Consider the following 22,819-nt stretch of genomic DNA (forward strand, 5'->3'; position numbering starts at 1 on the left):
CCGGGAGCCGAGGCCGATGCGCCTACTCGACGGAAGAAGCCGACCGCTCGAGACACGACCGGCACAGCTGAGCACAGAAGGCGGTGCCCCGTCGCCGGGGCACCGCTCGGTCCGGGTGTTCAGTATCTGAGAGCCGAGGTGCCGATGGATTCGGCGGCCGCGGCGACGGTGTCGCGCTGCGCACCCGCGACCATGAGTGAGACGAGGTCGAATACCACGGTAGCCGCTGCGACGCAGGTGATCTCGGCGTGGTCGTAGGCCGGTGCCACTTCGACGACGTCGGCGCCCACCACGTTGAGCCCGGTGAGTTGGCGCAGCATCCGCAGCAGTTCCCGGGACGTCAGACCACCCGCTTCCGGGGTGCCGGTCCCGGGGGCGAACGCGGGGTCGAGGACGTCGATGTCGATCGACACGTACACCGGGACGTCCCCGACGCGCCGGCGGACCACGTCGACGGCCGCCTCGATGCCCATCACGTCCAGATCGCCCGCGCGGATAATCCGGAATCCCATCCGGGCGTCGTCGTTCAGGTCGGCCTGGTCGTAGATCGGACCGCGGATTCCGACGTGAATGGAGTGGTCCTCCACCAGCAGGCCTTCCTCGAACGCGCGGCGGAAGATGGTCCCGTGGGTGACGGGCTGGCTGAAGTACGTGTCCCACGTGTCGAGGTGGGCGTCGAAGTGCACCAGGGCAATCGGTCCGTGTTTGGCGTGCAGTGCGCGCAGATTCGGCAGGGCGATCGTGTGGTCGCCGCCGATGGAGACGATCTTCCGGTCGCGGCCGCCGAGGATCTCGGATGCGTGCGCCTCGATCTGCCGGCAGGCCTCGCCAATGTCGTACGGCGTCACCGTCACGTCTCCGGCGTCGACCACCTGCACCTCTTCGAGCGGTGCGACGCCGAGTTCGACGTGGTAGCCGGGCCGGAGTGCGCGCGCGGCCTGCCGGACCGCCATCGGACCGAAGCGGGCACCGGGACGGTACGAGGTACCGCCGTCGAAAGGGACACCGAGGATCGCGATGTCGTAGTCGTCGACCTCGTGGATGTCGGCGATGCGGGCGAAGGTGCCCTTGCCGGCATAACGGGGAACCTGGGTTGCGGGCAGTGCGCCGACGAGGGTTTCGCGGGGTTGTGGCATGTCGTGTATCTCCTGCACTCGGGAAGGGTGGGGTGACGTTGCGTCAGAGGTGTGTGACGGGGTCGGGGGACTTCTCCTGCTCCGGTTCGCTTTTCGAGGCCGTGGCGGCCAGCGACACGCCGCGTGTCTCCGGTGCGAGGAAGAGGGACGCGACGAGTCCGACCAGGGTGACCGCCGCGCCGATCATGAGGGCACCGCCGGCGCCGAACGACACCAGCGCCACCGGCATCAGGTACGTGCCTGCGGCAGAACCGATCCGGCTGATCGCGGTGCCCACGCCGACCGCGGTGGCACGCACCTCGGTGGGAAAGAGTTCGTTCGGGTAGACGACTTCGAGGAAGCTCGACGCACCGGAGGCGATCGCGAACACCGCGAGGGCCAGGAAGAAGATCTTCGCCGAGACGTCGGGAATCAGCGCGGGCACGGCCAGGGCGACGACGATGATCGCGAACGACCAGATCAGCAGCTTCCGCCGGCCGATCTTCTCGACCAGCCACAGTCCGGGTATGCCGCCGACCACGAACAGGACCGCGATGAGCAGCGAACCGCCGTAGAGGTTGGCGTCGCCGTACAGGCCGAAGGATTCGAGGAGGTCGGGGGCGAACGTGTACACCGCGAACAGCGGGATCACCTGGGCCGTCCAGAAGATCGCCACGAAGATGGTGCGCCGCAGGTAGGGCTTCTGGAACACCCGGAGGAAGGAGGTGGTGACGACGGGTTCCTCCGGAAGGTCCGCGACACCGTACTGCTCGCCGTACACGAGTTTGATGGACGCGTCGGCCTCCTCCATGCGCCCCTTGCTCATCAGCCAGCGCGGAGATTCCGGGGTGCCCATCCGGGCCAGCAACGTGACGACCGCGAAGATCGCGGGGCTCGCGAGCAGGAAACGCCACGCGTCGGGACCGAGACCCCGTGCGAGGAACCCGACCACATACGCCGCGGCGGCGCCGACGGCCCACACCACGAACATGGCTCCGAGCAGTCGTCCGCGCTGCCGTTTCGGGAGGAATTCGGCGAGCAGTGACGTGGCGATCGGGTAGTCGGCGCCGATGGCCACGCCGAGCAGGAAGCGCAGCAGGATCACCTGCCAGGCCTCCCCGCAGAAGGCGGAGAGGACCGAGAACACCGCGAGCGCGACGAGGTCTGCGATGTACATGAAGTGCCGGCCGATCTTGTCGGTCACGTACCCGAACACACCGCCCCCGACGAAGATGCCGATCAGACTGGCCGCGCCGATGAGACCGATCTCGGTGGCGCTGAGGTCCATGGCCGGTTCGAGGGTGATCAGGGCGACGCCGATGATCGACAACGCGAAGCCGTCGATGAACGGCCCGCCGGAGGAGAACGCTGTCAGTTTCTTGTGGAAGGAGGTCAGCGGCGCATCGTCTATGAGATGACCGGAACTAGTCATTGGGGCTCCTGGACTGGATCAAGTACGGGTGTTGCCGGTTGTGACGTCCAACACAGACTGCCTGCTCATTCGGCCGGAACACGAGTAGCCAATGCGCAAAACCGGTGGCTACGCTTTATTCGATCGCACAAAGTGGATGTGGCTTTGGCGCAGAAGGAGGGCCCGTGACAATCACCGTCGGTGAGCTCGTCGAGATTCCGCATCTGCGTCTCGACGTGTACTCCGGGGCGTCCGGTCTCGGCCGTGAGGTCACGTGGACCCACACGTCCGACCTCCCCGAACCGTGGCGTTGGGTCACCGGCGGCGAGTTCCTGATGACCAACGGCATGTCGTTCCCGAAGTCGGCGAAAGACCAGGCAGATCTGGTGCGGCATCTCGCCGACTCCGGGGTAGCGGGGCTGGGCATCGGCGAGAACATGTACTGCCCGCGGCTGACGGCGGCATTCACCCGCACCAGCGACGAGCTGGGATTTCCGGTCCTGTGGATCCGGTATCCACTCCCCTTCGTCGCCATCTCCCGGTCGGTGGCCGAGGCCACGCTCGTCGATCAGTCGCAACGCCTCGGCCGCACCGTCCGGATCTACGACCTGATCCGCCGGCACACTGCGCGCGGCGCCGCGCCCGCCGAGCTGCTGTCGGCGTTGGCCCGCGAACTGGGCTGCGAGATCCAAGTGTGCGATCGCGCCACCGGTGAACCCTGGTTTCCCGGCACCCCGCCCCTGGATCCGACGATCAGCGAGGCGGTGGTCGCGTTGTCAGAGGCGTCGAAGAACGTGGCCGGCGGCGCGTACGGACTTCCGTCCGTCGGCGACCGGGCCGCGATGCTCACCGACATCCCCCGCCACTCCGGCGCCGCGCTGGTCACGCTCAGCGACCCGAAGGTCGGCGTCGATCCGATCCAGCTCCAGCACGCCGCCACCGTCGTCGCGATCGAACTGTCCCAGACACAGCTCATGCTCGAACACGAACGGCGTTACGGTTCAGGGCTTCTCACCCAGATGCTCGAGGGCCGGATGGACATCGCCGGGGTCACTGCTCAGCTGGCGGAACTCGGACTGAAACCCGAGTGCGCCGTGCTGGTCGCGGCACGCAGCGAAGAGCCGGACAGGATGCTCGAACTCCACAACTCGCTGTGGCGGCACGCCATGCCCTATCTGTGTCTGCTGCGGATGGGCACGGCACACGTCATGGTTCCGGACGGCCCGGAGACCGACGCGGTGCTGTCCCGCGCGCTGGGCCCGACCGCACGCATCGGCATCAGCAGGCACATCGGTTCCCTGGCACGGTTTCAGGATGCCGCCAGGGAGGCCGCCTGGGCGCTGTCGATCGCCGAACGACGGGGGTCGATCGTCTCGCGCTACGGCAGTGCCGTCCCGTGGGTCGGGCTGTCGAGCGTGGCGGACGCTCAAACCCTGGTCGACCGGATCCTGCGCCCGGTTCTCGACTACGACGAGCAGCACAATTCGAGGCTCGTCGACACGCTCGACGCGTTCCTGCAGAACCAGCGGTCGTGGCAGCAGACCGCGCAGGCGATGCACATTCACCGGCAGACGGTCATGTACCGGATCCGGAAGGTCGAGGCGCTCACGTCGCGCGATCTGGCAGACACGAATTCACTGTCCGAACTCTGGCTCGCCGTGCGGGCCGCGGAGTTGCTCGTCACCCGTGACAGCGACTGGTCGGAGTCGAAGCCGAAGCAGTGACTACCCCTGCCAGCCTGACTCCGCACTTCACACCCCCTCTTTGAGTCCATACATACGTACGTATGGTGATGCGGCTACGACAACTGGACCCTCACCGGCACGGATTCCCACGACCGCAGGGTGTTGTTGAGGTGGCGACGCACCGGCCCGGCGATTTCCAAGGACTCCACCCTCGACGCCAGGGCTGTGAGCAGTGCCTCCGATTCGAGGCGGGCGACGTGCTGGCCGACGCACTGGTGGATTCCCATTCCGTATCCCACGTGCCCGGAGGGGTTGCGGCCGAGATCGAAGACGTCCGGATTCTCCCACCGGCGGGGGTCGCGGTTCGCGGCGCCGAGGAACATCAGGATCTTCTTGCCGTCTGGGATCACGGTCCCGCCGATCTCGGTGTCGCGGGTGGCGGTGCGGAAGAACGTCTGCACCGGCGACTCCCATCGGACCGCCTCGTCGAACGCGGTCCGGGCCAGCGTGCGGTTCTCCCGCAGCCGCGCCCACTGCTCCGGATACCGCGCGAACGCGTACAGCACGGCCGCGAGCCCGTTGACGGTCGTGTCCACACCGGCCGTCAACAGCGAGCGAACCACCAGCGGGGCCTGCTCGTGCGTGATGTCGCCGCGGTCGGCGGCCGCCCAGATCTGCGCGCCGAAGCCGTCACCGGTGAGGACCTCGCGCGCGCACTGTTCGTTGACCCACCCGGACAGCTCGGCCACCCGCGGCGCCCCCTTCTCCACCAGACTGTTGGCCGGACCGAACGCGTTGAATGCGTGATCCCCGTACGGCAGCAGGTTCTCGCGTCCGGCGTCGGGGATGCCGACGGCGTCGGGAAAGACGCGCAGCGGAAACGCGGCGGTGAGGGCGGTGACCGCATCGAATTCGGTTGTGTTCGAAAGCAACTGGTCGACGAGGACATCTGCGTCCAGAACCCACGATGCCCGGAGCTTCTGCAGCGCGCGGGGGCCCAGAATCTTGCTCAGCACCGCCCGCGGAGCGTCGTGGTGCGGCGGGTCCGCCTCGAGCAGGATGCTCGGCGGACGCCACGGCGTCTCGTACCGGAAGTTGCTCAGCCCCACTCCGGCGGCCGATTGGAACGACTGCCAGTCGGTCAGCGCGGCATGAACCTGTTCGTAGCGGCTTAGCGCGAACACGTCGTACCGCCGCAGGTACACGACGGGACCGGCGTCCCGCAGGGCGGCCTGGAATTGCAGCGGGTCTTGCAGGACGTCGAGGGCGAACGGGTCGGCGTCGCTGACGGGCAGGGTCGGAGCGGGGGCGAACATCGTCACGGGAGATCCCTTCGGGGTGAGTGTCAGAGGTCGAGCACAAGACGGTCGGAGCAAGACCGTGAGACGCAGATGAGCATGCAGTCGCCGGCGGACCGCTCGTCGTCGTCGAGGACGGAATCGCGGTGGTCGGGGGCGCCGGCAAGGACGGTGGTCTCACATGTCCCACACGTGCCCCCGCGGCACGAGGACAGGACGTTCACCCCCGCCGCCTGCACTGCGTCGAGGACGGTGGCGCCAGGGTTCACGGTCACCGCGAGGCCGGAACGTGCGAGTTCCACCTCGAACGGTTCGTTACGCAGCGGTGCACCACGATCCTTCGGCACGAAGCGCTCGGTCCGCAATCTCCCGACAGCCCAGTCCGCGCAACACTTTTCGACGGCAGCGAGCAGCGCACCGGGTCCGCAGACGTACACCTTGGCATCCGTGGCCTCGGCGAGATACGCGGGTAGGTCAGGAAGGCCGCGTTCATCCCGGGGCAGAAAGACGACGCGGTCGCCGTACGCCGCGAGTTCCTCTCGGAACGCCATCGACGTGCGGGTGCGGCCGCCGTACACGAGCCGCCAGTCGGCCCCGATCAGTTCCGCCTGCCGGATCATCGGCAGCAGCGGGGTGATCCCGATACCACCCGCGACGAACAGATACTTCTGCGACGGGACGAGGGGAAAGTTGTTGCGCGGACCGCCGACCCCGACGAGATCGCCCACCGCGAGTTCGTCGTGAACGTACGCCGACCCGCCACGGCCGGACGGTTCGCGCAGCACCCCAACTCGGTAGCTGTGCGCGTCCCATCGGTCACCGCACAGCGAATACTGACGTGTCAGCCCGTTGGGGAGCACCAGGTCGATGTGCGCTCCGGGCGCCCAGTCCGGCAGGCGCCGCCCCGTCGGGTGACGCAGCGTGAGCGCGACAACACCCTCCGCGACAACCACTTTGGCGTCCACCCGCAAGGCAGCGTCCGCCGGCGTGCCGGAAGAAACCGGGTTCTGTGACATCTCGACTCCTCGATCTCGCGTTTGTTCGAGGATCGTCCGAGCAGGAGACGAGTCACCAGACCATTTTCAATAGTTGAAAGTAATGCTGTTATCGGGGTCACTCAGCTGGATGAATGCCGAGCGACGTCACACGCTCGAGCCCGTCCAGGATCAGGTCGAGTCCGTACGCGTATTCGTCGCCGAAGTCGTAGCCGGGCTTCATGGCGTGTTGCGCAACGAACTCGGTGAGGTGCGGGTACTCGTCCGGCCGCACCCTGCCCAGGATGGATTCCGCCACCTCGGTGAGTTCGTCGGTGGAGCCGAACGGCAGGCTCGTCTCCTGCAGCGCGAAGCCGTAGATGTAGCTGTCCAGAACCGAGAATGCATGGGCGGCAGACTCGATGGAGAATCCGGCCGCCCTCAGAATCCCCAGCACCGCGTCATGGTGTCGCAGCGTCGCGGGGCCTGGAGTCGCCCGCGATTCCATCAGAGTGGTCGCCCAGCGATGACGCGTGAGCACGTCCCGCGCCGAGATGGCCCGTCGGCGCATGGCGGATTTCCAGTCTGAACCGTCCGAGGGCAGGTCGATCTCACCGAAGACGATGTCCACCAGGCCGTCGAGGAGGTCGTCCTTGTTCGCCACGTGGCGATACAGCGACATCGCCTCCACCCCGAGCGTTTCCGCGACCCGCCGCATGGTGAGCGCCTGGACACCGCCGTCGTCGGCGAGGGTGACGGCGGCACGCAGGACACGCTCCCTACTCAGGGGCATTCGACGGCCTTCCGCCGGATCGGTCTCAGCTGTCATCGCACAGTCTCCACTCGCGCAGCTTACGTTGTAAGGCTTTACTTACAGCGTAAGCTTACAACGTAATCAGGTCGACCTTCCAGAAACGGAGTCCGAGCGTGGAGACACCATGAAGGCCATCGCTCACGACGTCTACGGCCCGCCCGAGATCCTCGAACTGCGAGACGTCGCCACACCGGTCCCCGCCGACGACGAGGTGCTGGTCCGGGTGCACGCCGCCGGTGTCGATCGCGGCGTCTGGCACCTCGTGACCGGCCTGCCGTACCCGGTGCGTCTCGCGGGCTACGGGATCCGGCGACCCAAGGGCGCCGTCCCCGGGACCGACCTGGCCGGCCGCGTCGAGGCGGTCGGCCGCGGCGTCACCGGATTCCGTCCGGGCGACGAAGTCTTCGGCATCGGCACCGGAACGTTCGCGGAGTACGCGTGCGCACCGGCGGGCAAGCTCGCGCACAAGCCGGCCGGTCTGACGTTCGAGGAGGCCGCCGCGGTCGCGATCTCGGGGCTCCCGGCGTTGCAGAGTGTGCGCGACCACGGGCGCGTCGAGCCGGGACAGTCGGTGTTGATCATCGGGGCGTCCGGTGGCGTGGGCACGTTCGCCGTTCAGATCGCCAAGGCGAACGGCGCGGAGGTCACCGGGGTGTGCAGCACGGCGAAGGTCGACCTGGTGCGCTCGATCCGTGCCGACAATGTGGTCGACTACACGCGCGAAGACTTCGCCCGGCTCGGGCGGCGATACGACGTCATCCTCGACATCGGCGGCAACGCGTCCCTGACGCGCCTACGTAACGCCCTCGCTCCCCGCGGGCGACTCGTCATCGTCGGCGGCGAAACGGACGGCCGGTGGCTCGGCGGCACCGATCGCCAACTGCGCGCACTCGCACTGTCCCCCTTCGTGAGTCAGACACTGTGCGTGTTCATCTCGAAGGAGAAAGGCGAAGACATTCGCGTGCTCCGCGACCTCGTCGAGTCCGGCGACATCGCACCGGTCATCGACCGGACGTACCCGCTGGCCGAGGCCGGCACGGCCCTCCGTCGCCTCGTCGACGGGCAGGCACGCGGAAAGGTCGTGCTCACCGTGACGGCCGGCTGAGTCAGGAGGTGTGTGCCCGTCGGCTGATATCCTTGTCGACCGCGGTGGCGATGTCGTGCACGAGTCGGGAGTGCCAGTGTTTGTGGGCCTCGAGATCCGCGGTGAGGGCGTGGCAGTCCGGGCATTCCAGGGGGCTGGTTGTGCGGTGCTTTCCATGGCGCTGCGCTTTCCGGGAGAAGGGGTTCCGATTCCACCGTGGCACGGGCGGGTCGGATAGTCCACCGCTACTTCGACGCCGCGGCCATGACGCGGGTGATGCCCTTCGCGGCCGCCTGCAGCACGGGGATCTGCGCGTACGCCTTCTCGTCGTTCGGCACGACCACCGACAGCGCGGCGATCACCCTGCCGGTGCCGTCCCGCACCGGAACCGCGACGCCCGTGGTGTCCGGGTACAGGTGACCGGCGCAGAGGATGTACCCGTTCCTGCGCACGTCGGCCAGCACCCCGCGCAACTGTCGCGGGGTGCGAATCGTCTTGTCGGTGAAAACCTTCAACGGCTCCCCCAGGATCCGCTCCTGCAGCTCCGACGGCCCGTGCGCGAGCAGGATCAGCCCGGACGAAGAGACGTGCAGCGGCATCCGGCCTGCGATGCGCGTGTAGTTGACCACCGCACCCGGCGCGGTGAGTCGCTCGACGAACAACACCTCGTCACCTTCGAGGACACCGAGCTGAGTGTGCTGCCCGACGACGGCGTGCAGGTCCTCCATGAACGGCATCGCCGCTTCCCTGAGCCCGAGGGTCGGGGACGCCCGCGACGCGACCTCCCACAGGCGCACCCCGATCCGCACCTGCCGGTTCTCCCGCTCGAGCCAGCCGCATCCCACCAATTCGTCGATCAGCCGGGACGTCGTGGAGATGTGGAGCCCGGACCGCCGGGCGATCTCGGACACGGTGAGCAGCGAATCGTCCGAGCGGAACGATTCGACTATCCGCACCGCTCGGGCCAGGACGGACTCGCCGGTGTGCACACGTGCCATCTCTTCAGTGTGCACACCGGCCGACGCTCAGCGCAGGTCGCGCCGCCGGAACGCCGCCACACCCACCACGATCAGCGCGGCCGTAATGAGCAGCAGCCACAGGATCGGGGTGGCCGCGAACTGGCCGCCCGGCAGCTTCGGCGCGTGGCTGAACGGCTCGAGATCGAGCACCGTCTGCGGGAACTGCGCGATCGACCCGACCATGAAGATCAGGAGGAACGCGACGAGCACGCCCCACGCCACCGGCGTGAACCTCGGGACGGTACCGAACAGGAGAACCGTCACTCCGGCGAGCATCCAGATCGCGGGAAGCTGCACGAGCGCCGTCCCGATCACGTCGGGCAGGGCTCCCCCCACGTCGCCGATGGATGCACCGTACGTGAGTCCGGCGGCCACTCCGGCCACAATCATCGCGACCGCAGGTCCGAGCAACGCGAACAGGATGTGGCTCGACGCCCACCGGACGCGGCCGACGGAACCGGCCGTCACGGGTTCGAGACGCTGGGCGTTCTCCTCGGAGTACAGCCGCAGCGACGCGGAGATCGCGTAGGCCGCGGCGGCGATCGCGAGCATGGTGAACGCGTAGCCGATGAACGATTCCTCCAGCGACTGCGACCCGCCCATCCGCGTGATGATGTCCCGGATCGTCTCGCTGTCGCCGACCTGGCCACCGATTCCCTTTGCGGCGCTTCCGATGAGCAGGCCGTAGAGTCCGAGCCCGGCGGTCCAGGCCGCGAGCGTGCCGCGGTGCATCCGCCACGCCAGTCCCAGAGTTCCGGCGAGCGCCGGCGACGCGTCGGTGGGGCCGGGGCGTTCGGCGATCAGACCGGCACCCACATCGCGTCGGCGCAGGAGAGCGTATGCCGCCCAGGTGAGGACGACTGCCGTGACGAGGCTGGGAACGACGACCCACCAGCGTTCGTCGGCATACGGACGGATCTGCAGGTCCCAGCCGAGCGGTGAGAACCACGACAGGGTGCCGGACCCGGCATCACCGACCGCGCGCACCGCGAATGCCACACCGAGCACCGTCAACGCGACCCCGCGCGCGACGCGGGCGCCGGTACTCACCTGCGCCGCAACGGCCGCGACCGCCGTGAACACCAGGCCGGAGCAGGCCAGCGACGTCCCGAACGCGACCGATCCACCCACCGGAAGGTTGCGGGCGAGCAGCGCTGCCGCACAGAGAATTCCGGTGACGACGGAGGCGCCGCCGGCGAGGAGCAGCGCCGCGGTCAGGCCCGAATACCGTCCGACGGAGGTGGAGTCGAGAAGCTCCGCCCGGCCGGTCTCCTCCTCGGCTCGGGTGTGCCGGATGACCGTCAGGATCACCACCAGCCCGATCAGCGTGTAGTAGATGCCGGCCTTCCAGACACCCACCGAGCCGAGGCTGGAGTTGAAGATCGGCCCGTACATGGCGATCTGCGCGGGGCTGGCCGCCGTGGTGGCCGCGAACTCCGCCAGCTGGGCGTCGGAGGTGTAGATGTCGGCGATGCTCGCGACGTACAGCGCCGGCGCGAACGCGAAGATCAGGATCCACAGTGGCAGCGCGATCCGATCCCGGCGCAGGAACAACCGCAGAAAGTGCAGCGTCCCCTTGAAATCCGAGGATGATACCGGCGCCGGCTCCACGGGCCGGTACCGGGACACCGTTGCGGTACTCATGCCCGCACCTTCTCCACCGTGTCGGACGACGTCGTCGTTCCGTCGTCGATCTCGTAGTGCCGCAGGAAGAGTTCTTCGAGGGTCGGGGGCTTGCTGACGAGGCTGCGAACCCCGGTGTCGCCGAGCACCCGGATGAGCTCGCCGAGATGTTCGCTGTCGACTTGGCAGTGCAGCGTCGACCCGTCGAACTGGATGTCTGCCACGCCGTCGATGCGGCTCAGATCACCGGGATCGCCGAGCAGTTCGGCGGTGATCGACGTACGACTGAGATGCCGCATCGACGCCAGTGTCCCGGATTCGACCGTGCGTCCCGACCGAATGATGGTGACCCGCTCGCACAGCGCCTCCACCTCGGACAGGATGTGACTGGACAGCAGCACCGTCACACCCCGCTCGCGGGCCTCGGCGACGCATTCACGGAAAACCTGTTCCATCAACGGATCCAGGCCCGATGTCGGTTCGTCGAGCAACAGCAGGCGAGCCTCGGACGAGAACGCCGACACCAGGGCCACCTTCTGACGATTGCCCTTCGAATACGCCCGCCCCTTCTTCCGCGGGTCGAGGTCGAAGCGCCCGATCAGATCCTGCTTGCGGGTCTCGTCCAGTCCGCCGCGCATCCGCGCGAGGAGGTCGATGGTCTCGCCGCCGGACAGCGACGGCCACAGCGTCACGTCGCCGGGGACGTACGCCATGTCGAGATGCAGGGCCACGGCGTCGCGCCAGGGATCGCGGCCGAACACGGTGGCCTCACCGCTGTCGGAGTGCAGGCTGCCGAGGAGGACGCGGATGGTGGTGGATTTGCCTGCGCCGTTCGGCCCGAGGAACCCGTGCACCTCCCCCTCGCCGACCTCGAGATCGAGTCCGTCCAACGCCCGGGTTCGTCCGAACGTCTTCACCAGGTTGCGCACTTCGATGATCGCACTCATAGCTGCTCCTAGTCCGGGGAGTCGGTATGTTCTGCGGGAGCCGCGCCCGCCTGCGCGGCGCCGTCTTCGGTGGCCAGATATGCCTCGAGCGTCGACGAATCCGGCAGCAGGCCCTCGGTGTACATCTCGAGGGCGGGCAGCGTGACATCGGTGGCGAGGTCGCGGATGGCCGTGGCGTAGTCGAGCGGAGCTTCCTTGTCGGCGCGCATCTGCAGGTAGAGCAGCATCGCGCCCACGTTGTAGAGGGTGAGGTAGCGCGCCCGCGCCTTCGGGTTGCGGCTGGGCCGGACACGTCCGGCTGCCACTCCGAGCGCGAGATACTGCTCGGTGTCTTCCACCATGTGCTCGAAGAGGGATTCGCCGAGACCTCCGCCCGCCTGGAAACTCCGCACGATGTACGCGACGAGCGGGGCGTACTGCTCGATGTCGGCGAGGGCCTGCATTGCTCCCGCCGGCCCGGGCGTGGATATGGCCTCCGCCTTCTGCTCCCGGATGATCCGTAGGACGTGCTCGTCGCATTCGGCGCGCAGACCGTCCTTCGAACCGAAGTGGTGGATCACCAGGCCGGGTGACACCCCGGCAGCGGTGGCGATCGCGCGCACTCCGGTTCCGAACCCGTGGTTGCCGAACACCGTGATGGCCGCGTCGCGCACGCGGGCGCGGGTGGTCATGTCGGGTTGCGGGACCCCGGAAGCTGCACTGGTTGAACGCATGTTTAATACGCTAAACGCGCGTTCAACCGGGCGCAAGAGGTGCGGGTGTCAAGATTTCATCAAGGCGGAAACAGCCGGGCGACCGGTGAACACGACGCTCGGGCGAGGGAACCGGTTCCGGGCGCAGGCCTCGTCCAGGGCCTCGTCGACTGCTTCGCGCAGATCGACCCGGTCCGCGTCCGCCACAACCAGCTCCGTCAGGATCACCCCGTAGTCGCGGCGGACTCGTTCCATCAGCCCGATCGCGTCGTAGACGACCCCCGGGCCGGCGGGGCACCGGATACCGACCAGCCGCAGTTGCGGCTGGTCCATCACCGCACGCAGCGCGTCCTCTAGGCCCGAACCGTCCGCGCCGAGCGCCGACAGGTCGAGCAGCGTGTTCTGCCGCGGCTCCTCGTGAGGGAACAGGTGGGGAAGATGAAGCGTCATCGGAACCTCCTGGATCCGTCGACGGCCGTGGGTGGGCCGACTAGGGGATCTCAGTTCCAGATCTACTCCCGTCGCGCGGGGCTTCGACCGGTCTTGACGCCGATCTGACTCCGGCGACCGCAATCCTGACGCGGTGTTGGCGCGAGCCCTATGCCGCGGTGGCCTTCTCGACCGCATCCCGGGTGAGACCGGCCAGCTTGTCGGCATTCTCGGGGGTTGCCGGATAACCGGCCGAGGTCACCCCGACGACGTATGCGCCGGCGAGTGCGCCGTACCCGATGTGTGTGTCCACGCCCTGCGTGACGGAACCGGCGAACGCCTTGTCGCCGACACCGGCCGGCGCAGGCAGCGCCACGAATCCCGGCACGACTTCACTCTTGTCGATCGCCTGCTCGAATGCGGCGGACGCCGCGTCGGGGCTGGGATACCGATCGACGGAGATCGTGACCCGTCGCCCGTCGCCGCCTTCGTAGATGACCATCCTCGTCGCGTCGGGGGCACCGGCCGCGGTGGAGTTCTCACTCGTCGCGGTCTGCCGCTCGATCTCCGGAAAGTAGGTCTGCACCCCGTCCAACGCGACCACCACGCCCTCGGGCAACAGGTTCGTCTCCGACGTCGTCTGGTCCTGCTGCGATTCGCCGCCGGACTCGGTGTCCTGCTGCCCACACCCGGCCGCGAGCAGGACCCCGGCCAGGACGATCGAGAGGAAGGCGAGAGATCTGCGACCGCCGCGCCTGCGCACATCGCGCCGCTCCCGTGACTGCACCACGCTGGACACCCCTCACCGCTCGAAAGCGCTTGGCGATCGCCCGAACCGGACAGACGAGCGACCCCGCAAGCCTAATATGGAGGCGATCCGAGTACCTGCAGTTTCGACACTCGCCGGTGATCGGCGGACCTCGACGCCGCCAACCGCGTTTCGGCGTCCGGCCAACACTGTGAGGAGTCCACGTGACGAGCGAGGGAAGCATCCGGATCGGCAGCCGGACCATCACGTATCTCGAAGCCGGCGACCCGAATGGACCGCTCGTGCTGCACAACCACGGCGGACCGTCGAGCCGATTGGAAGCCGAGCTGTTCGATCCGTACGCGAAGGCCAACGGATTGCGGTTCGTCTGCGCGGATCGGCCGGGCATCGGCGGGTCCGACCTGCAACCGGGCCGCACCTTCGAGAGCTGGACCGACGACCTCCTGCTTCTGGCCGACTCGTTCGACGCCGACAAGTTCGCGGTGACCGGATGGTCCGAGGGCGGACCGTGGGCACTGGCGGCGGCCGCGTATCTGGACCCGATGCGCCTCGTCAACGTCGTGTGCATTGCCGGCGGCAACTACGGAACATTCGGCCCGAACTGGGCCGCGAAGTATCTCAGCAGTGTGGACGCACTGGGCGGTCGCCTGGCACTTCACTTCCACCCCGGTTTCACGCTCATGTACGAGCTACTCGGCATGAGTGCCACACATTTCGAGGATCGTTACGGGCAGGCGATCAAGAAGTCGGCGTGTGCGGCAGACCAGGAGGTACTGGCCGACGAAGACGTCCTCACAGCGTTCCTGGCGGCAGGGCGAGAGTGTTTTCACCACGGCGCAGACGGACTCGTCGTCGACGCCACGATGCTCTACGAGGCCTGGCCGTTCGATATGACCAAAGTGACACGCCCGGTGCATTTCTGGCAGGGCAGCGCAGACACGCTGGTCCCCGAGGTCATCAACAAGACGGTGGCCGACAGGACTCCGGGCGCCGTCTGGCACCCGATCAGCGGTGGTGGTCATTTCATCGCCGTCAGCCACGCCGACGACATCCTCGCGCTGACAGCGAACGATCTTGCATCAGCATCCAACTGACTGAACCGGAAGCCCACGGTGACGGGACCTCCCACTCGCACGATCTGTAACGAATTCTTCTCTGCTGCCGAAATTCCAGGGGGCGAGGTACGTCTCGAGTCTCGGGGATGAAGAAAATGGGAGGGCTCATGAGCAACCAGTTGGGGCGCCGCGCATGCGCTGCGGCACTCACTGCTGTCGGGTTGGGAACCGCTGTGGCGGTAGGAGGGGGTGCGGTCGCACATGCTCAGCCCGCACCACCGACGTCGACGACAATGACGTGCTCGAGTGCGAATCCCCTGGTCTGGGCGCCGCCGTTCACGTGGACCGTCAATGCCTCGTCCGGGGAGTCGCTCCGGCCGGGTGGGTCGGCGCTGGAGCCGGCGATCCTGCTCAGCGGCGGAAACGAACTGCCCACGCCGCCCGGCGGTCTGATTCCGAGCATCGGAGTCAACTGGTACGGCACGCGGGTGTCGGTCGACTGGCACAACACGACCACGGGCGCGACCGGCCACAGCGTCAGCGATGAGGCGGCGTGGCAGCAGAAGCCGGGAATCCCGATCAACCGGACCTGGACGGGAACCGGAACGGTGTCGTTCACCGTCACCGTCCAGACCGGCGCGGGATGGTGGTTCGTCAATTCGCAGAACGCCGTGTGCCAGGGAACGATCTCCGTCGTACCCGGGCGGTAACTCGGAGTCGTCGGCGGCGTGGCGCACAGTGCCCGCCGCCGACAGTCGTCGAGTGTCAGGCGGGAGGCCCGTCGGTCGCTTCGGCGAGTTCGGCAAGCCGGTCCGCCGAAGCCAGCAGCCAGTCGGACGTGGTGACGCGGGCACGCTGGAGGCGTTTCGGGTCGGTCAGGCGCGACCAATCATAGGTATGCGTGACCCGGACGTGGTTCTCGTCGAGTGGGTCCAGCTCCCAGCGCCACAGATGCCCCGGCGGTGGATGGCCCTGCTCCGACGGCGTCCAGGCGATCAGACTCCCCTCTTCGAATTCCACCACGTGGTTGTCGCGGATGCCTGCGTTGGTCAGCGTCATGGTGAACACGTCACCCACGGCGCGCACGCGCTGCCCCGGGGCGGCCTCGGCCAGGTTGCCGTTGCCGTCCCAGCGCGGCTGTTGCGCCGGGTCTGCGATCAATTCGAAGATCACCCGTGCAGGGGCAGCGATGACGCGGCTGGCGGTGACGACGGTGGGAATCCCGTTCTCCTCGGTCATGACTCGATCAAACCACGAGATGCAGGCCGTTTTCCGAGGTACCGTCGGGACCACTGACCGTCGGCGATCTGGAGCACCATGTCTCTTCTCACGCTCGGCAAGTCGATCGCGTTGACCGGACTGGCGCTGGCTGGATTGCTCGGTGCCGCCGCCCCGGCCGCGGCGGATCAAACCAGGGACAGGTGGGTGAACATTCCGGACACCGTGACGGTCGCGCACGGCGTTGCCTGTGGCGGCCGAATCGGAGGGGTCACCGTGTCCACCGACGCGCTGCCCGGCCTGGTCTACGTTCGGCTGAACGCGACGTTCGTCGGTGTGTCGACGACGCCGGGAGTGCTGTGCTCGGTATTCGCGACACTGCACTGGCGCAACCTGGGTACCGGCGCTGAGGGATCGTGGTCCGCCGACGTCAGTGGCGGCGTGCTCGACTTCCCGGCGGAGCCGTGGACACACCTCGAGACGGGATCCGGTCGCGTCGAGGTCACACTGACCACCGACCGCCCGCACCTCGCCAGCGCCACGGAGATCAACGTCTACTGAGTTGCCGAGTATCGACCGGACCACCGAGGAAAGGGCACAACATGCGCAACCTTCGACGTACCGCAGTGGCGGGGGCCATGATCGCGGGACTGCTGACCGCCGGAACCGCGACGGCGTCGGCCGCCCCGTTCGGCTCTCTGGGAGACGGACCCGATCTCGTGATCACGCAGGCAAATATCTCAGGCGTCAGTGCGTGCGCCGTGCGCGTCACCAACGAGGGCGACGGCACCGCCCCCGGCGTGACAGTCCATACTCCGCTCGTCTATCCGAGCACGCACCTCGGCACGCTCGCCCCCGGCGACTCGAAGATCGCCCAGTACTTCGACTGCGGATTCTCCGAGCGCATCTTCTACTTCGCCACGACGGCCGGCGAGACGAACTGGGCCGACAACTTCCTGTACCTCGAACTCTGACCGCCCGCGGTCGGGAGAACCCCTGCGTCGACCTGGAAAATCGCGGATTCGGTGAAGTTTTTCAGAATATTTAAGAAGAGCCATTGACTCGCTGAAGATCTTCACTATAGTTCTGTGAGTCAGGTCACCCAGCGGGAGGAAAAAGCCAATGACGGCCGAGAGTGCCACACCCACTCCCCCCGCCACGAGTGCCCTGTTGACGACCGTCGGCAACAAGATTCGCACCATGCGCAAGGAGAAGGGCCTGACCCTCGCGCAGCTTTCGGACATCACCGGACTCAGCCCGGCGATCGTCAGCCAGATCGAGCGCGGTCTGGCCAATCCGTCCTTCACCACACTCGCCCAGCTGGCCCATGGGCTGGACATCCCGGTCGGCAGGTTCTTCATCGGCCAACCGGACACCACGTCGCCCGTCGTGCGAAAACACGAGCGGCGCAATCTCGTCGGCGTCACCAAGAAGTCGATGGGGGAAGCCGTCTACGAACTGCTCACCCCCGAACAGGGCGGCGGTGCCCTGGAAGCGCAATGGATCGAGACCCCGCCCGGGCACGACACCAGCGCCACCCCGTTCCGGCACAGCGGCGAAGAGTTCGGCATCATCATCTCCGGCCGCAAGGACATCTATCTGGACGGGGAATGCCATTCCCTGGAAGCAGGTGACTCGATCACCTTCTCCTCGGACATTCCGCACTGGTACAAGAACAGCTACGAAGAGGTATGCGTAGCGATCTGGGTCAACGCACCACACGCGTGGTGACCGCGGCGCACACCCGCACCGGTACCAGACAGCTACGAAGAGGTATGCGTAGCGAATTGGGTTGACACACCACACCGTGGTGACCCCGGCGACCACCGCCTGCCGTCAACCCAACCTCCTTACCGTCAGGCCGCCTCCCCGGCCGGACACAACGCGTCTCGTTCTCATGATGCGTCATACCCTCTTGCACCCCCGGGTGCCAGCGTAAGGACAAGTCCATTGCTAGACACCACTGTGACAGCACCGAATACGCGTCGACAACTTACCCCCGAGGTCCGCAAAGGCCTCCTCGGCCTCGGCCTCGGCAACGCCCTCGAATGGTACGACTGGATGGTCTTCGGCCTCCTGTCGGCGTTCATCGGCCCGAATTTCTTCCCCTCCACCGACCCCCTCAGCGCGACGCTGAACACCCTGGCCGTCTTCGCCGTCGGCTTCGCCTTCCGGCCGCTCGGCGGCGTCATGCTCGGAACGCTCGCGGACCGGATCGGCCGCCGCCGGGTCATGTTGATCTCCATCAGCACGATGGCCGTGACCACCCTGATCATCGCGATCACCCCTGGCTACGCTCATATCGGGGCGTGGGCAGGTGTCATCCTCGTCGCCTGCCGCATCGTGCAGGGCGTCTCCACCGGTATCGAGGCGCCGCTCTCCACCGCCCACGCGGTCGAACTCGTCCCCGCCGGACGAGAAGGCCTCGTCGCCGGCGTCATGTCGTTCTACGTCAACCTCGGTGTGCTCCTGGCATCCCTCGTCAGCTTCCTGTGCAGTCTGGTCATCGGCGGGGCCGCCATGGGTGAGTGGGGCTGGCGGATCCCCTTCGTCATCGGCGCCGTCTTCGGCATCGTCGTCGTGTACCTGCGACGTGCACTGCCCGAGACCATGCGTCCGGAAGAACTGTCGGACAACACGACCCGCACAGTCTGGACCGGGGTCCGCAAGCATTGGCTCAGCGTCCTCGCCATCATCTTCGTGGTCGGCGCCGCCCAGGCCTACAACTACGCGTGGAACGTCGGACTGCCCGCCGCCGCGCGCAGCAACTTCAAGGAAGATCCCACCGCCGTGTTCGCCCTGACGACGGCACTCGGTGTCGTCCTCGTCATCGGGAGCTGGGTGATCGGCAAGCTGACGGACGGCAAGTCCATGTCACGCTGGTTCCTCTGGACCCGCGCCCTCGCCGTCCCGGCAGTCTTCCTGATGCTGATGTACGTGCAACCCGGGATCGGCGGCTTCGCGGTCGTGCTGCTGGGCGGCTCGATCGTCCTGGTGCTGAACATGACGCTGTACAACGTGGTCAGCACGTCGCTCATGCCCAAGAACTGCCGTGGCGCCGGAGTGTCACTGGGGTACGGGGTCGGCGTGGCGCTCTTCGGCGGCACCGCCTCCTACCTGCTCGTCTGGTTCCAATCCGTGAACGCCAACTGGATCTTCCCGGTCTACGTGGCCGTTCTCTCCGTCCTCAGCATCGTCTTCTACCTACTTGCCCGCCGCGTCAACGGCATCTTCGTCGGAAAATAAGGACTCCCATGACCACTCTCGATCTGCGCGTCACCAGCCGTGACCTCGCGGCGCCCGTCGTCAACCGCTCCCAGGTCCTCGTGGTCGGCGGTGGACCCGCCGGTGTGGCCGCCGCGGTCACCGCGGCCCGTTCCGGGGCCGATGTCACCCTGCTGGAACGCTACTCGTCGCTCGGAGGCCTGGCGTCCGGCGGCATGGTGCTGGTCCTCGACGACATGATCAACGGCCAGGACATCACCGTCACCGGAATCGTCTCCGAATACGTGGAGCGGCTCCAGGCCCTGGGCCTCGCCGTCGTCCCGCCCCGGGAAGACCGCACGGCCTCCACGGAACTGTGGAACAAATGGGGACGCTACGGGACCTTCGACTTCCACTCCCACACCAACCCGAAACCCATCTGCTACGCCGCCGCATTCGATCCCGACGGCTGGAAGCGCGTCTCCAACGACCTCGTCCGCGAGGCCGGCGTCACCCTCCGGCTGCACACCTGGTTCTCGCGGCCCATCGTCGACGACGGCGTCGTCAAAGGCGTGGTGTGCGAAACCAAGTCCGGTCCGCAGGCGTTCCTGGCGGACGTGGTCATCGACACGACCGGAGACATCGACGTCGCTTCCCGTGCCGGTGCCGCCCATGTCAAGGACAGCTACATCACCACCCTCGTCTTCCGGTTGGGCGGCGTCGACACGGCCGCGGCCGAGCGCTTCGAACAGGAGAACCCCAAGGAGGCACGGGCCGTCAACCGCAAGATCAAGCGCCTGCTCGGCGGCGCCTGGGAGCTGTGGTGGCTCAAGACCCCGCTCGACGGCGTCGTCTGGTGCAACGCCCCGCACATGAGCGGTTTCGACGGCACGGACCCGGGCGACCTCACGGCCGCCGAGTTCGCCGCCCGCGACCGGATCACCGAGGCGGTGGAGTACGTCAAGGAGCACCTCCCCGGATTCGCCGACTGCTACATCGTGGACGTCGCATCCCAGCTCGGGGTCCGGCAGACGCGCCTCCTCGAGGGCGAGTACGTCATGACCAAGGAAGACGTGACCACGCGACGGCACTTCGCCGACTCCGTCGCCCGCGGACGCGACTACTACTACCCGTACCGCTCACTGCTCCCCAAGGACGTCGACCAGCTCCTCGTTGCCGGCCGCCACTACTCGGCGACACCGGACGCCCAGAAGATGTCCCGCGAGATCCCGCCCTGCATGGCCATGGGCCAGGCGGTCGGCGTCGCGGCGGCCATCGCGGTCCGGGACGACGTGACCGTCCGCAGCGTGGCCGCCGTCGACATCCAGGCAGGCATGCGCAGCCACGGCGCAGATCCCGGCGACATTCCCTCCGCCAACGCCACCCTCGACCAGGAAGCGACGGTCCCGGCATGAGCATTACCACCGAAGAACTGAACGTCACCAGCGCAGACCATTCGACGCGGACGTTCGCCGACGACCCGGCCCCGGCCGGCCCGAAACTTCCGCTGACCGGCGTCAAGATCGTCGACTTCACCCAGGTCTACATGGGCCCGAGCGCCACACAGATGCTGGGCGACTACGGCGCGGACATCATCAAGGTCGAACGCCCCGGTGCCGGTGACATCGCCCGGAACTCGTTCCCGGATCCGGACGGGCAGGACAATCCGATCTTCCTGGCCATCAACCGCAACAAGCGCAGCATCAGCGTGGACACGCGCACCGAGGACGGCCGGGCCGTGCTGCGCACGCTCATGAGCGACGCGGACGTGGTGGTCAGTAACTTCCGGGCCGGCGTCATGGAACGCATGGGCTTCGGATACGACGAGCTGAAGAAGGACAACCCCGGGATCATCTGGGCGTCCGGCACCGGTTTCGGCACCGAAGGTCCGTACTCCCACAAGGGCGGCCAGGACGCCATCGCGCAGGCCTACTCCGGCGTGATGTGGCGGCGGGAGTCGGACGATGCGCCCCCCGTCGTCTACCCGACCACACTGTGCGACTACACCACCGGCATGCACCTGATGCAGGGGATCCTGCTGGCGCTCCGGGCCCGGGAACAGTACGGCACCGGCCAGAAGGTGGAGGTGACCATGTACGACTCCATGCTGCACATGCAGATGCAGGAGGCGTGCATGCAGCTCAACCGGGGCTACGAGGTCAATTGGGGCGCAATGCCTTTCACCGGAGTCTTCCCGACGACGGACGGTGCCGTCTGCATGGTCGGCGGATTCACGGCCGACCCGCTCCTGCACATCTCGCGCGCTCTGGGCCTGGACGAGGACCTCACGCTCCGGCCGGAGTTCTCCACGAAGGAACTCCAGTTCGACAACAAGCCCGCACTGCAGGCGATCTTCCGGGAACGGTTCGCGACCAACACCACGGAATACTGGACGGCAAGACTCGAGGAGGAGGGTCTGCTGAACGCCCCGGTGAACACGCTCGAGCAGACGCTGGCCGACGAGCAGACCCGCATCAACGGCATGATCGTGGAAGCCGAACATCCCTCTGTCGGCACGGTGAAGATGCTGAACGCCCCCATCCGGCTCTCGGCGACCCCGCCGTCGATCCGGCACAGCGCACCTCGCCTCGGCGAACACAATACCGAGGTGTTGCGGGAACACGGCTTCGACGACGACGTGATCGCGCGTCTCGTGGCGCTGGGAGTCCTCGCATGACCACGAACGGTGACGGCGTCATCCTCACCATCGACGACGGTGTGGCCACCGTGACGATCAACCGTCCGCACGTGCTGAACGCCGTCGACGGTCCCACCACGGCGCGCCTGAACGACATCTGGGAACAGTTGGAGCGGGACAACCGCATTCGTGCGGTCGTCGTCACCGGCGCCGGGCCGAAGGCCTTCTGCACCGGGGCCGACATGACGGCCTCCGCGGTGAACAGGACCGGGCTGGAGTACTGGGCCGAACTGGACGCCAACGGCTTCGGCGGACTGAGTCTGCGCACCACCCTGGACGTGCCGGTGATCGCCAAGGTGAACGGCTACGCACTGGGCGGTGGCATGGAAATCGTTCTGGGCGCGGACATCGTGGTAGCCGCCGACAGCGCCCGGTTCGGTCTGACGGAGCCGCGTGTCGGTCGACTGGCGCTCGACGGCGGCATCCATCAACTGGTGCGCCGGGTTCCCCACACCCAGGCGATGGGGATGCTCCTGACCGGACGCAAGGCCGACGCCGCCGAGATGCAGGCCATGGGTCTCGTCAACGAGGTGGTCCCGGCCGGGGAGCTGGACGCCGCCGTGGATCGCTGGCTCGACCAGATCCGGGCGTGCGCGCCCACCTCGCTGCGGGCGGTCAAGCAGATGGTCACGCGTACCGCCCATCTCACCGCCGCCGAGGCTCGGGGACTGCGACTTCCGGCACTCATGGCCGCCTTGGACAGCAAGGACTCCGCCGAAGGCGTGCTGGCGTTCCAGGAAAAGCGCGCGCCCGTGTGGTCCGGCGCGTAGCTCGAACGGAAAGG

Annotated in this window: 23 protein-coding genes; 11 read left to right on the forward strand and 12 right to left on the reverse strand. The window is 67.2% G+C overall.

The window, feature by feature from the left end; translation table 11 throughout:
- Nucleotides 1-119: 119 nt before the first annotated feature.
- Both speB and ROP_RS13265 read right to left on the reverse strand, forming a co-directional pair.
- Nucleotides 120-1,136 (reverse strand): agmatinase, encoded by a 1,017-nt coding sequence (gene speB, locus ROP_RS13260; RefSeq protein WP_012689871.1) that lies wholly within the window; start codon nt 1,134-1,136, stop codon nt 120-122.
- Between the two features lie 43 nt (nt 1,137-1,179).
- The gene (locus ROP_RS13265) at nt 1,180-2,547 is read right to left on the reverse strand and encodes an MFS transporter (protein ID WP_012689872.1); all 1,368 of its coding nucleotides are present in this window, start codon (nt 2,545-2,547) and stop codon (nt 1,180-1,182) included.
- A gap of 164 nt (nt 2,548-2,711) precedes the next feature.
- Here ROP_RS13265 and ROP_RS13270 point away from each other — a divergent pair, with 164 nt between their 5' ends.
- Nucleotides 2,712-4,250, forward strand: a complete 1,539-nt coding sequence (locus ROP_RS13270) for a PucR family transcriptional regulator (RefSeq protein WP_012689873.1) — start codon at nt 2,712-2,714, stop codon at nt 4,248-4,250.
- A gap of 74 nt (nt 4,251-4,324) precedes the next feature.
- Here ROP_RS13270 and ROP_RS13275 read toward each other — a convergent pair whose 3' ends face one another.
- From ROP_RS13275 to ROP_RS13285, 3 genes are all read right to left on the reverse strand, one after another.
- Nucleotides 4,325-5,527, reverse strand: a complete 1,203-nt coding sequence (locus ROP_RS13275) for a cytochrome P450 (protein WP_043826520.1) — start codon at nt 5,525-5,527, stop codon at nt 4,325-4,327.
- Between the two features lie 29 nt (nt 5,528-5,556).
- The gene (locus tag ROP_RS13280) at nt 5,557-6,525 is read right to left on the reverse strand and encodes a PDR/VanB family oxidoreductase (RefSeq protein ID WP_012689875.1); all 969 of its coding nucleotides are present in this window, start codon (nt 6,523-6,525) and stop codon (nt 5,557-5,559) included.
- 97 nt (nt 6,526-6,622) lie between these two features.
- Nucleotides 6,623-7,312 (reverse strand): TetR/AcrR family transcriptional regulator, encoded by a 690-nt coding sequence (locus tag ROP_RS13285; protein WP_012689876.1) that lies wholly within the window; start codon nt 7,310-7,312, stop codon nt 6,623-6,625.
- Nucleotides 7,313-7,421: 109 nt separating this feature from the next.
- On the opposite strand from ROP_RS13285, the gene ROP_RS13290 reads away from it, so the two are divergent.
- Nucleotides 7,422-8,402, forward strand: a complete 981-nt coding sequence (locus ROP_RS13290; protein ID WP_012689877.1) for an NAD(P)-dependent alcohol dehydrogenase — start codon at nt 7,422-7,424, stop codon at nt 8,400-8,402.
- Nucleotides 8,403-8,626: 224 nt separating this feature from the next.
- On the opposite strand, the gene ROP_RS13295 is transcribed toward ROP_RS13290, so the two are convergent.
- The 6 genes from ROP_RS13295 to ROP_RS13320 form a co-directional block, all read right to left on the reverse strand.
- Nucleotides 8,627-9,379 carry an IclR family transcriptional regulator gene (locus tag ROP_RS13295; RefSeq protein ID WP_043824697.1) on the reverse strand — a complete coding sequence of 251 codons (753 nt, stop codon included), beginning with the start codon at nt 9,377-9,379 and terminating at the stop codon, nt 8,627-8,629.
- A gap of 27 nt (nt 9,380-9,406) precedes the next feature.
- Nucleotides 9,407-11,044 carry an ABC transporter permease gene (locus ROP_RS13300; protein WP_012689880.1) on the reverse strand — a complete coding sequence of 546 codons (1,638 nt, stop codon included), beginning with the start codon at nt 11,042-11,044 and terminating at the stop codon, nt 9,407-9,409.
- Nucleotides 11,041-11,970, reverse strand: coding sequence for an ABC transporter ATP-binding protein (locus tag ROP_RS13305; protein WP_012689881.1), 930 nt, complete (start codon nt 11,968-11,970; stop codon nt 11,041-11,043). Before ROP_RS13305 ends, ROP_RS13300 begins: the two co-directional genes overlap by 4 nt.
- An 8-nt stretch (nt 11,971-11,978) precedes the next feature.
- Complete coding sequence (locus tag ROP_RS13310; RefSeq protein WP_012689882.1) at nt 11,979-12,683, reverse strand: TetR/AcrR family transcriptional regulator; 705 nt, start codon at nt 12,681-12,683, stop codon at nt 11,979-11,981.
- Nucleotides 12,684-12,731: 48 nt separating this feature from the next.
- On the reverse strand, nt 12,732-13,112 hold the full coding sequence (locus tag ROP_RS13315) for a hypothetical protein (RefSeq protein WP_012689883.1): 381 nt from the start codon (nt 13,110-13,112) through the stop codon (nt 12,732-12,734).
- Nucleotides 13,113-13,260: 148 nt separating this feature from the next.
- Nucleotides 13,261-13,881, reverse strand: a complete 621-nt coding sequence (locus ROP_RS13320) for a hypothetical protein (protein ID WP_043826521.1) — start codon at nt 13,879-13,881, stop codon at nt 13,261-13,263.
- A gap of 182 nt (nt 13,882-14,063) precedes the next feature.
- On the opposite strand from ROP_RS13320, the gene ROP_RS13325 reads away from it, so the two are divergent.
- Together ROP_RS13325 and ROP_RS13330 are read left to right on the forward strand one after the other, a co-directional pair.
- Nucleotides 14,064-14,954, forward strand: coding sequence for an alpha/beta fold hydrolase (locus ROP_RS13325; protein ID WP_012689885.1), 891 nt, complete (start codon nt 14,064-14,066; stop codon nt 14,952-14,954).
- Nucleotides 14,955-15,082: 128 nt separating this feature from the next.
- Nucleotides 15,083-15,625 (forward strand): hypothetical protein, encoded by a 543-nt coding sequence (locus ROP_RS13330; protein WP_043824699.1) that lies wholly within the window; start codon nt 15,083-15,085, stop codon nt 15,623-15,625.
- A gap of 55 nt (nt 15,626-15,680) precedes the next feature.
- On the opposite strand, the gene ROP_RS13335 is transcribed toward ROP_RS13330, so the two are convergent.
- Nucleotides 15,681-16,154, reverse strand: a complete 474-nt coding sequence (locus tag ROP_RS13335; RefSeq protein WP_012689887.1) for an SRPBCC family protein — start codon at nt 16,152-16,154, stop codon at nt 15,681-15,683.
- Nucleotides 16,155-16,232: 78 nt separating this feature from the next.
- On the opposite strand from ROP_RS13335, the gene ROP_RS13340 reads away from it, so the two are divergent.
- The 7 genes from ROP_RS13340 to ROP_RS13370 all read left to right on the forward strand — a co-directional run bounded on the left by ROP_RS13340 (nt 16,233) and on the right by ROP_RS13370 (nt 22,805).
- The gene (locus ROP_RS13340) at nt 16,233-16,694 is read left to right on the forward strand and encodes a hypothetical protein (RefSeq protein WP_012689888.1); all 462 of its coding nucleotides are present in this window, start codon (nt 16,233-16,235) and stop codon (nt 16,692-16,694) included.
- Between the two features lie 41 nt (nt 16,695-16,735).
- Nucleotides 16,736-17,107 (forward strand): hypothetical protein, encoded by a 372-nt coding sequence (locus tag ROP_RS13345; RefSeq protein ID WP_012689889.1) that lies wholly within the window; start codon nt 16,736-16,738, stop codon nt 17,105-17,107.
- 148 nt (nt 17,108-17,255) lie between these two features.
- Nucleotides 17,256-17,864: a helix-turn-helix domain-containing protein gene (locus ROP_RS13350; protein WP_043824701.1), complete on the forward strand. Its 609-nt coding sequence runs from the start codon at nt 17,256-17,258 to the stop codon at nt 17,862-17,864.
- A 234-nt stretch (nt 17,865-18,098) separates the two neighbouring features.
- Complete coding sequence (locus tag ROP_RS13355; RefSeq protein WP_012689891.1) at nt 18,099-19,379, forward strand: MFS transporter; 1,281 nt, start codon at nt 18,099-18,101, stop codon at nt 19,377-19,379.
- 8 nt (nt 19,380-19,387) lie between these two features.
- The gene (locus ROP_RS13360) at nt 19,388-20,752 is read left to right on the forward strand and encodes an FAD-dependent oxidoreductase (protein WP_012689892.1); all 1,365 of its coding nucleotides are present in this window, start codon (nt 19,388-19,390) and stop codon (nt 20,750-20,752) included.
- On the forward strand, nt 20,749-22,014 hold the full coding sequence (locus ROP_RS13365; protein ID WP_012689893.1) for a CaiB/BaiF CoA transferase family protein: 1,266 nt from the start codon (nt 20,749-20,751) through the stop codon (nt 22,012-22,014). Before ROP_RS13360 ends, ROP_RS13365 begins: the two co-directional genes overlap by 4 nt.
- Nucleotides 22,011-22,805 (forward strand): enoyl-CoA hydratase-related protein, encoded by a 795-nt coding sequence (locus ROP_RS13370; protein ID WP_012689894.1) that lies wholly within the window; start codon nt 22,011-22,013, stop codon nt 22,803-22,805. The genes ROP_RS13365 and ROP_RS13370 overlap by 4 nt, the downstream gene beginning before the upstream one ends.
- Nucleotides 22,806-22,819: the final 14 nt, after the last annotated feature.

Source organism: Rhodococcus opacus B4 (assembly GCF_000010805.1).
GTDB classification, from domain to species: Bacteria; Actinomycetota; Actinomycetes; order Mycobacteriales; family Mycobacteriaceae; genus Rhodococcus_F; species Rhodococcus_F opacus_C.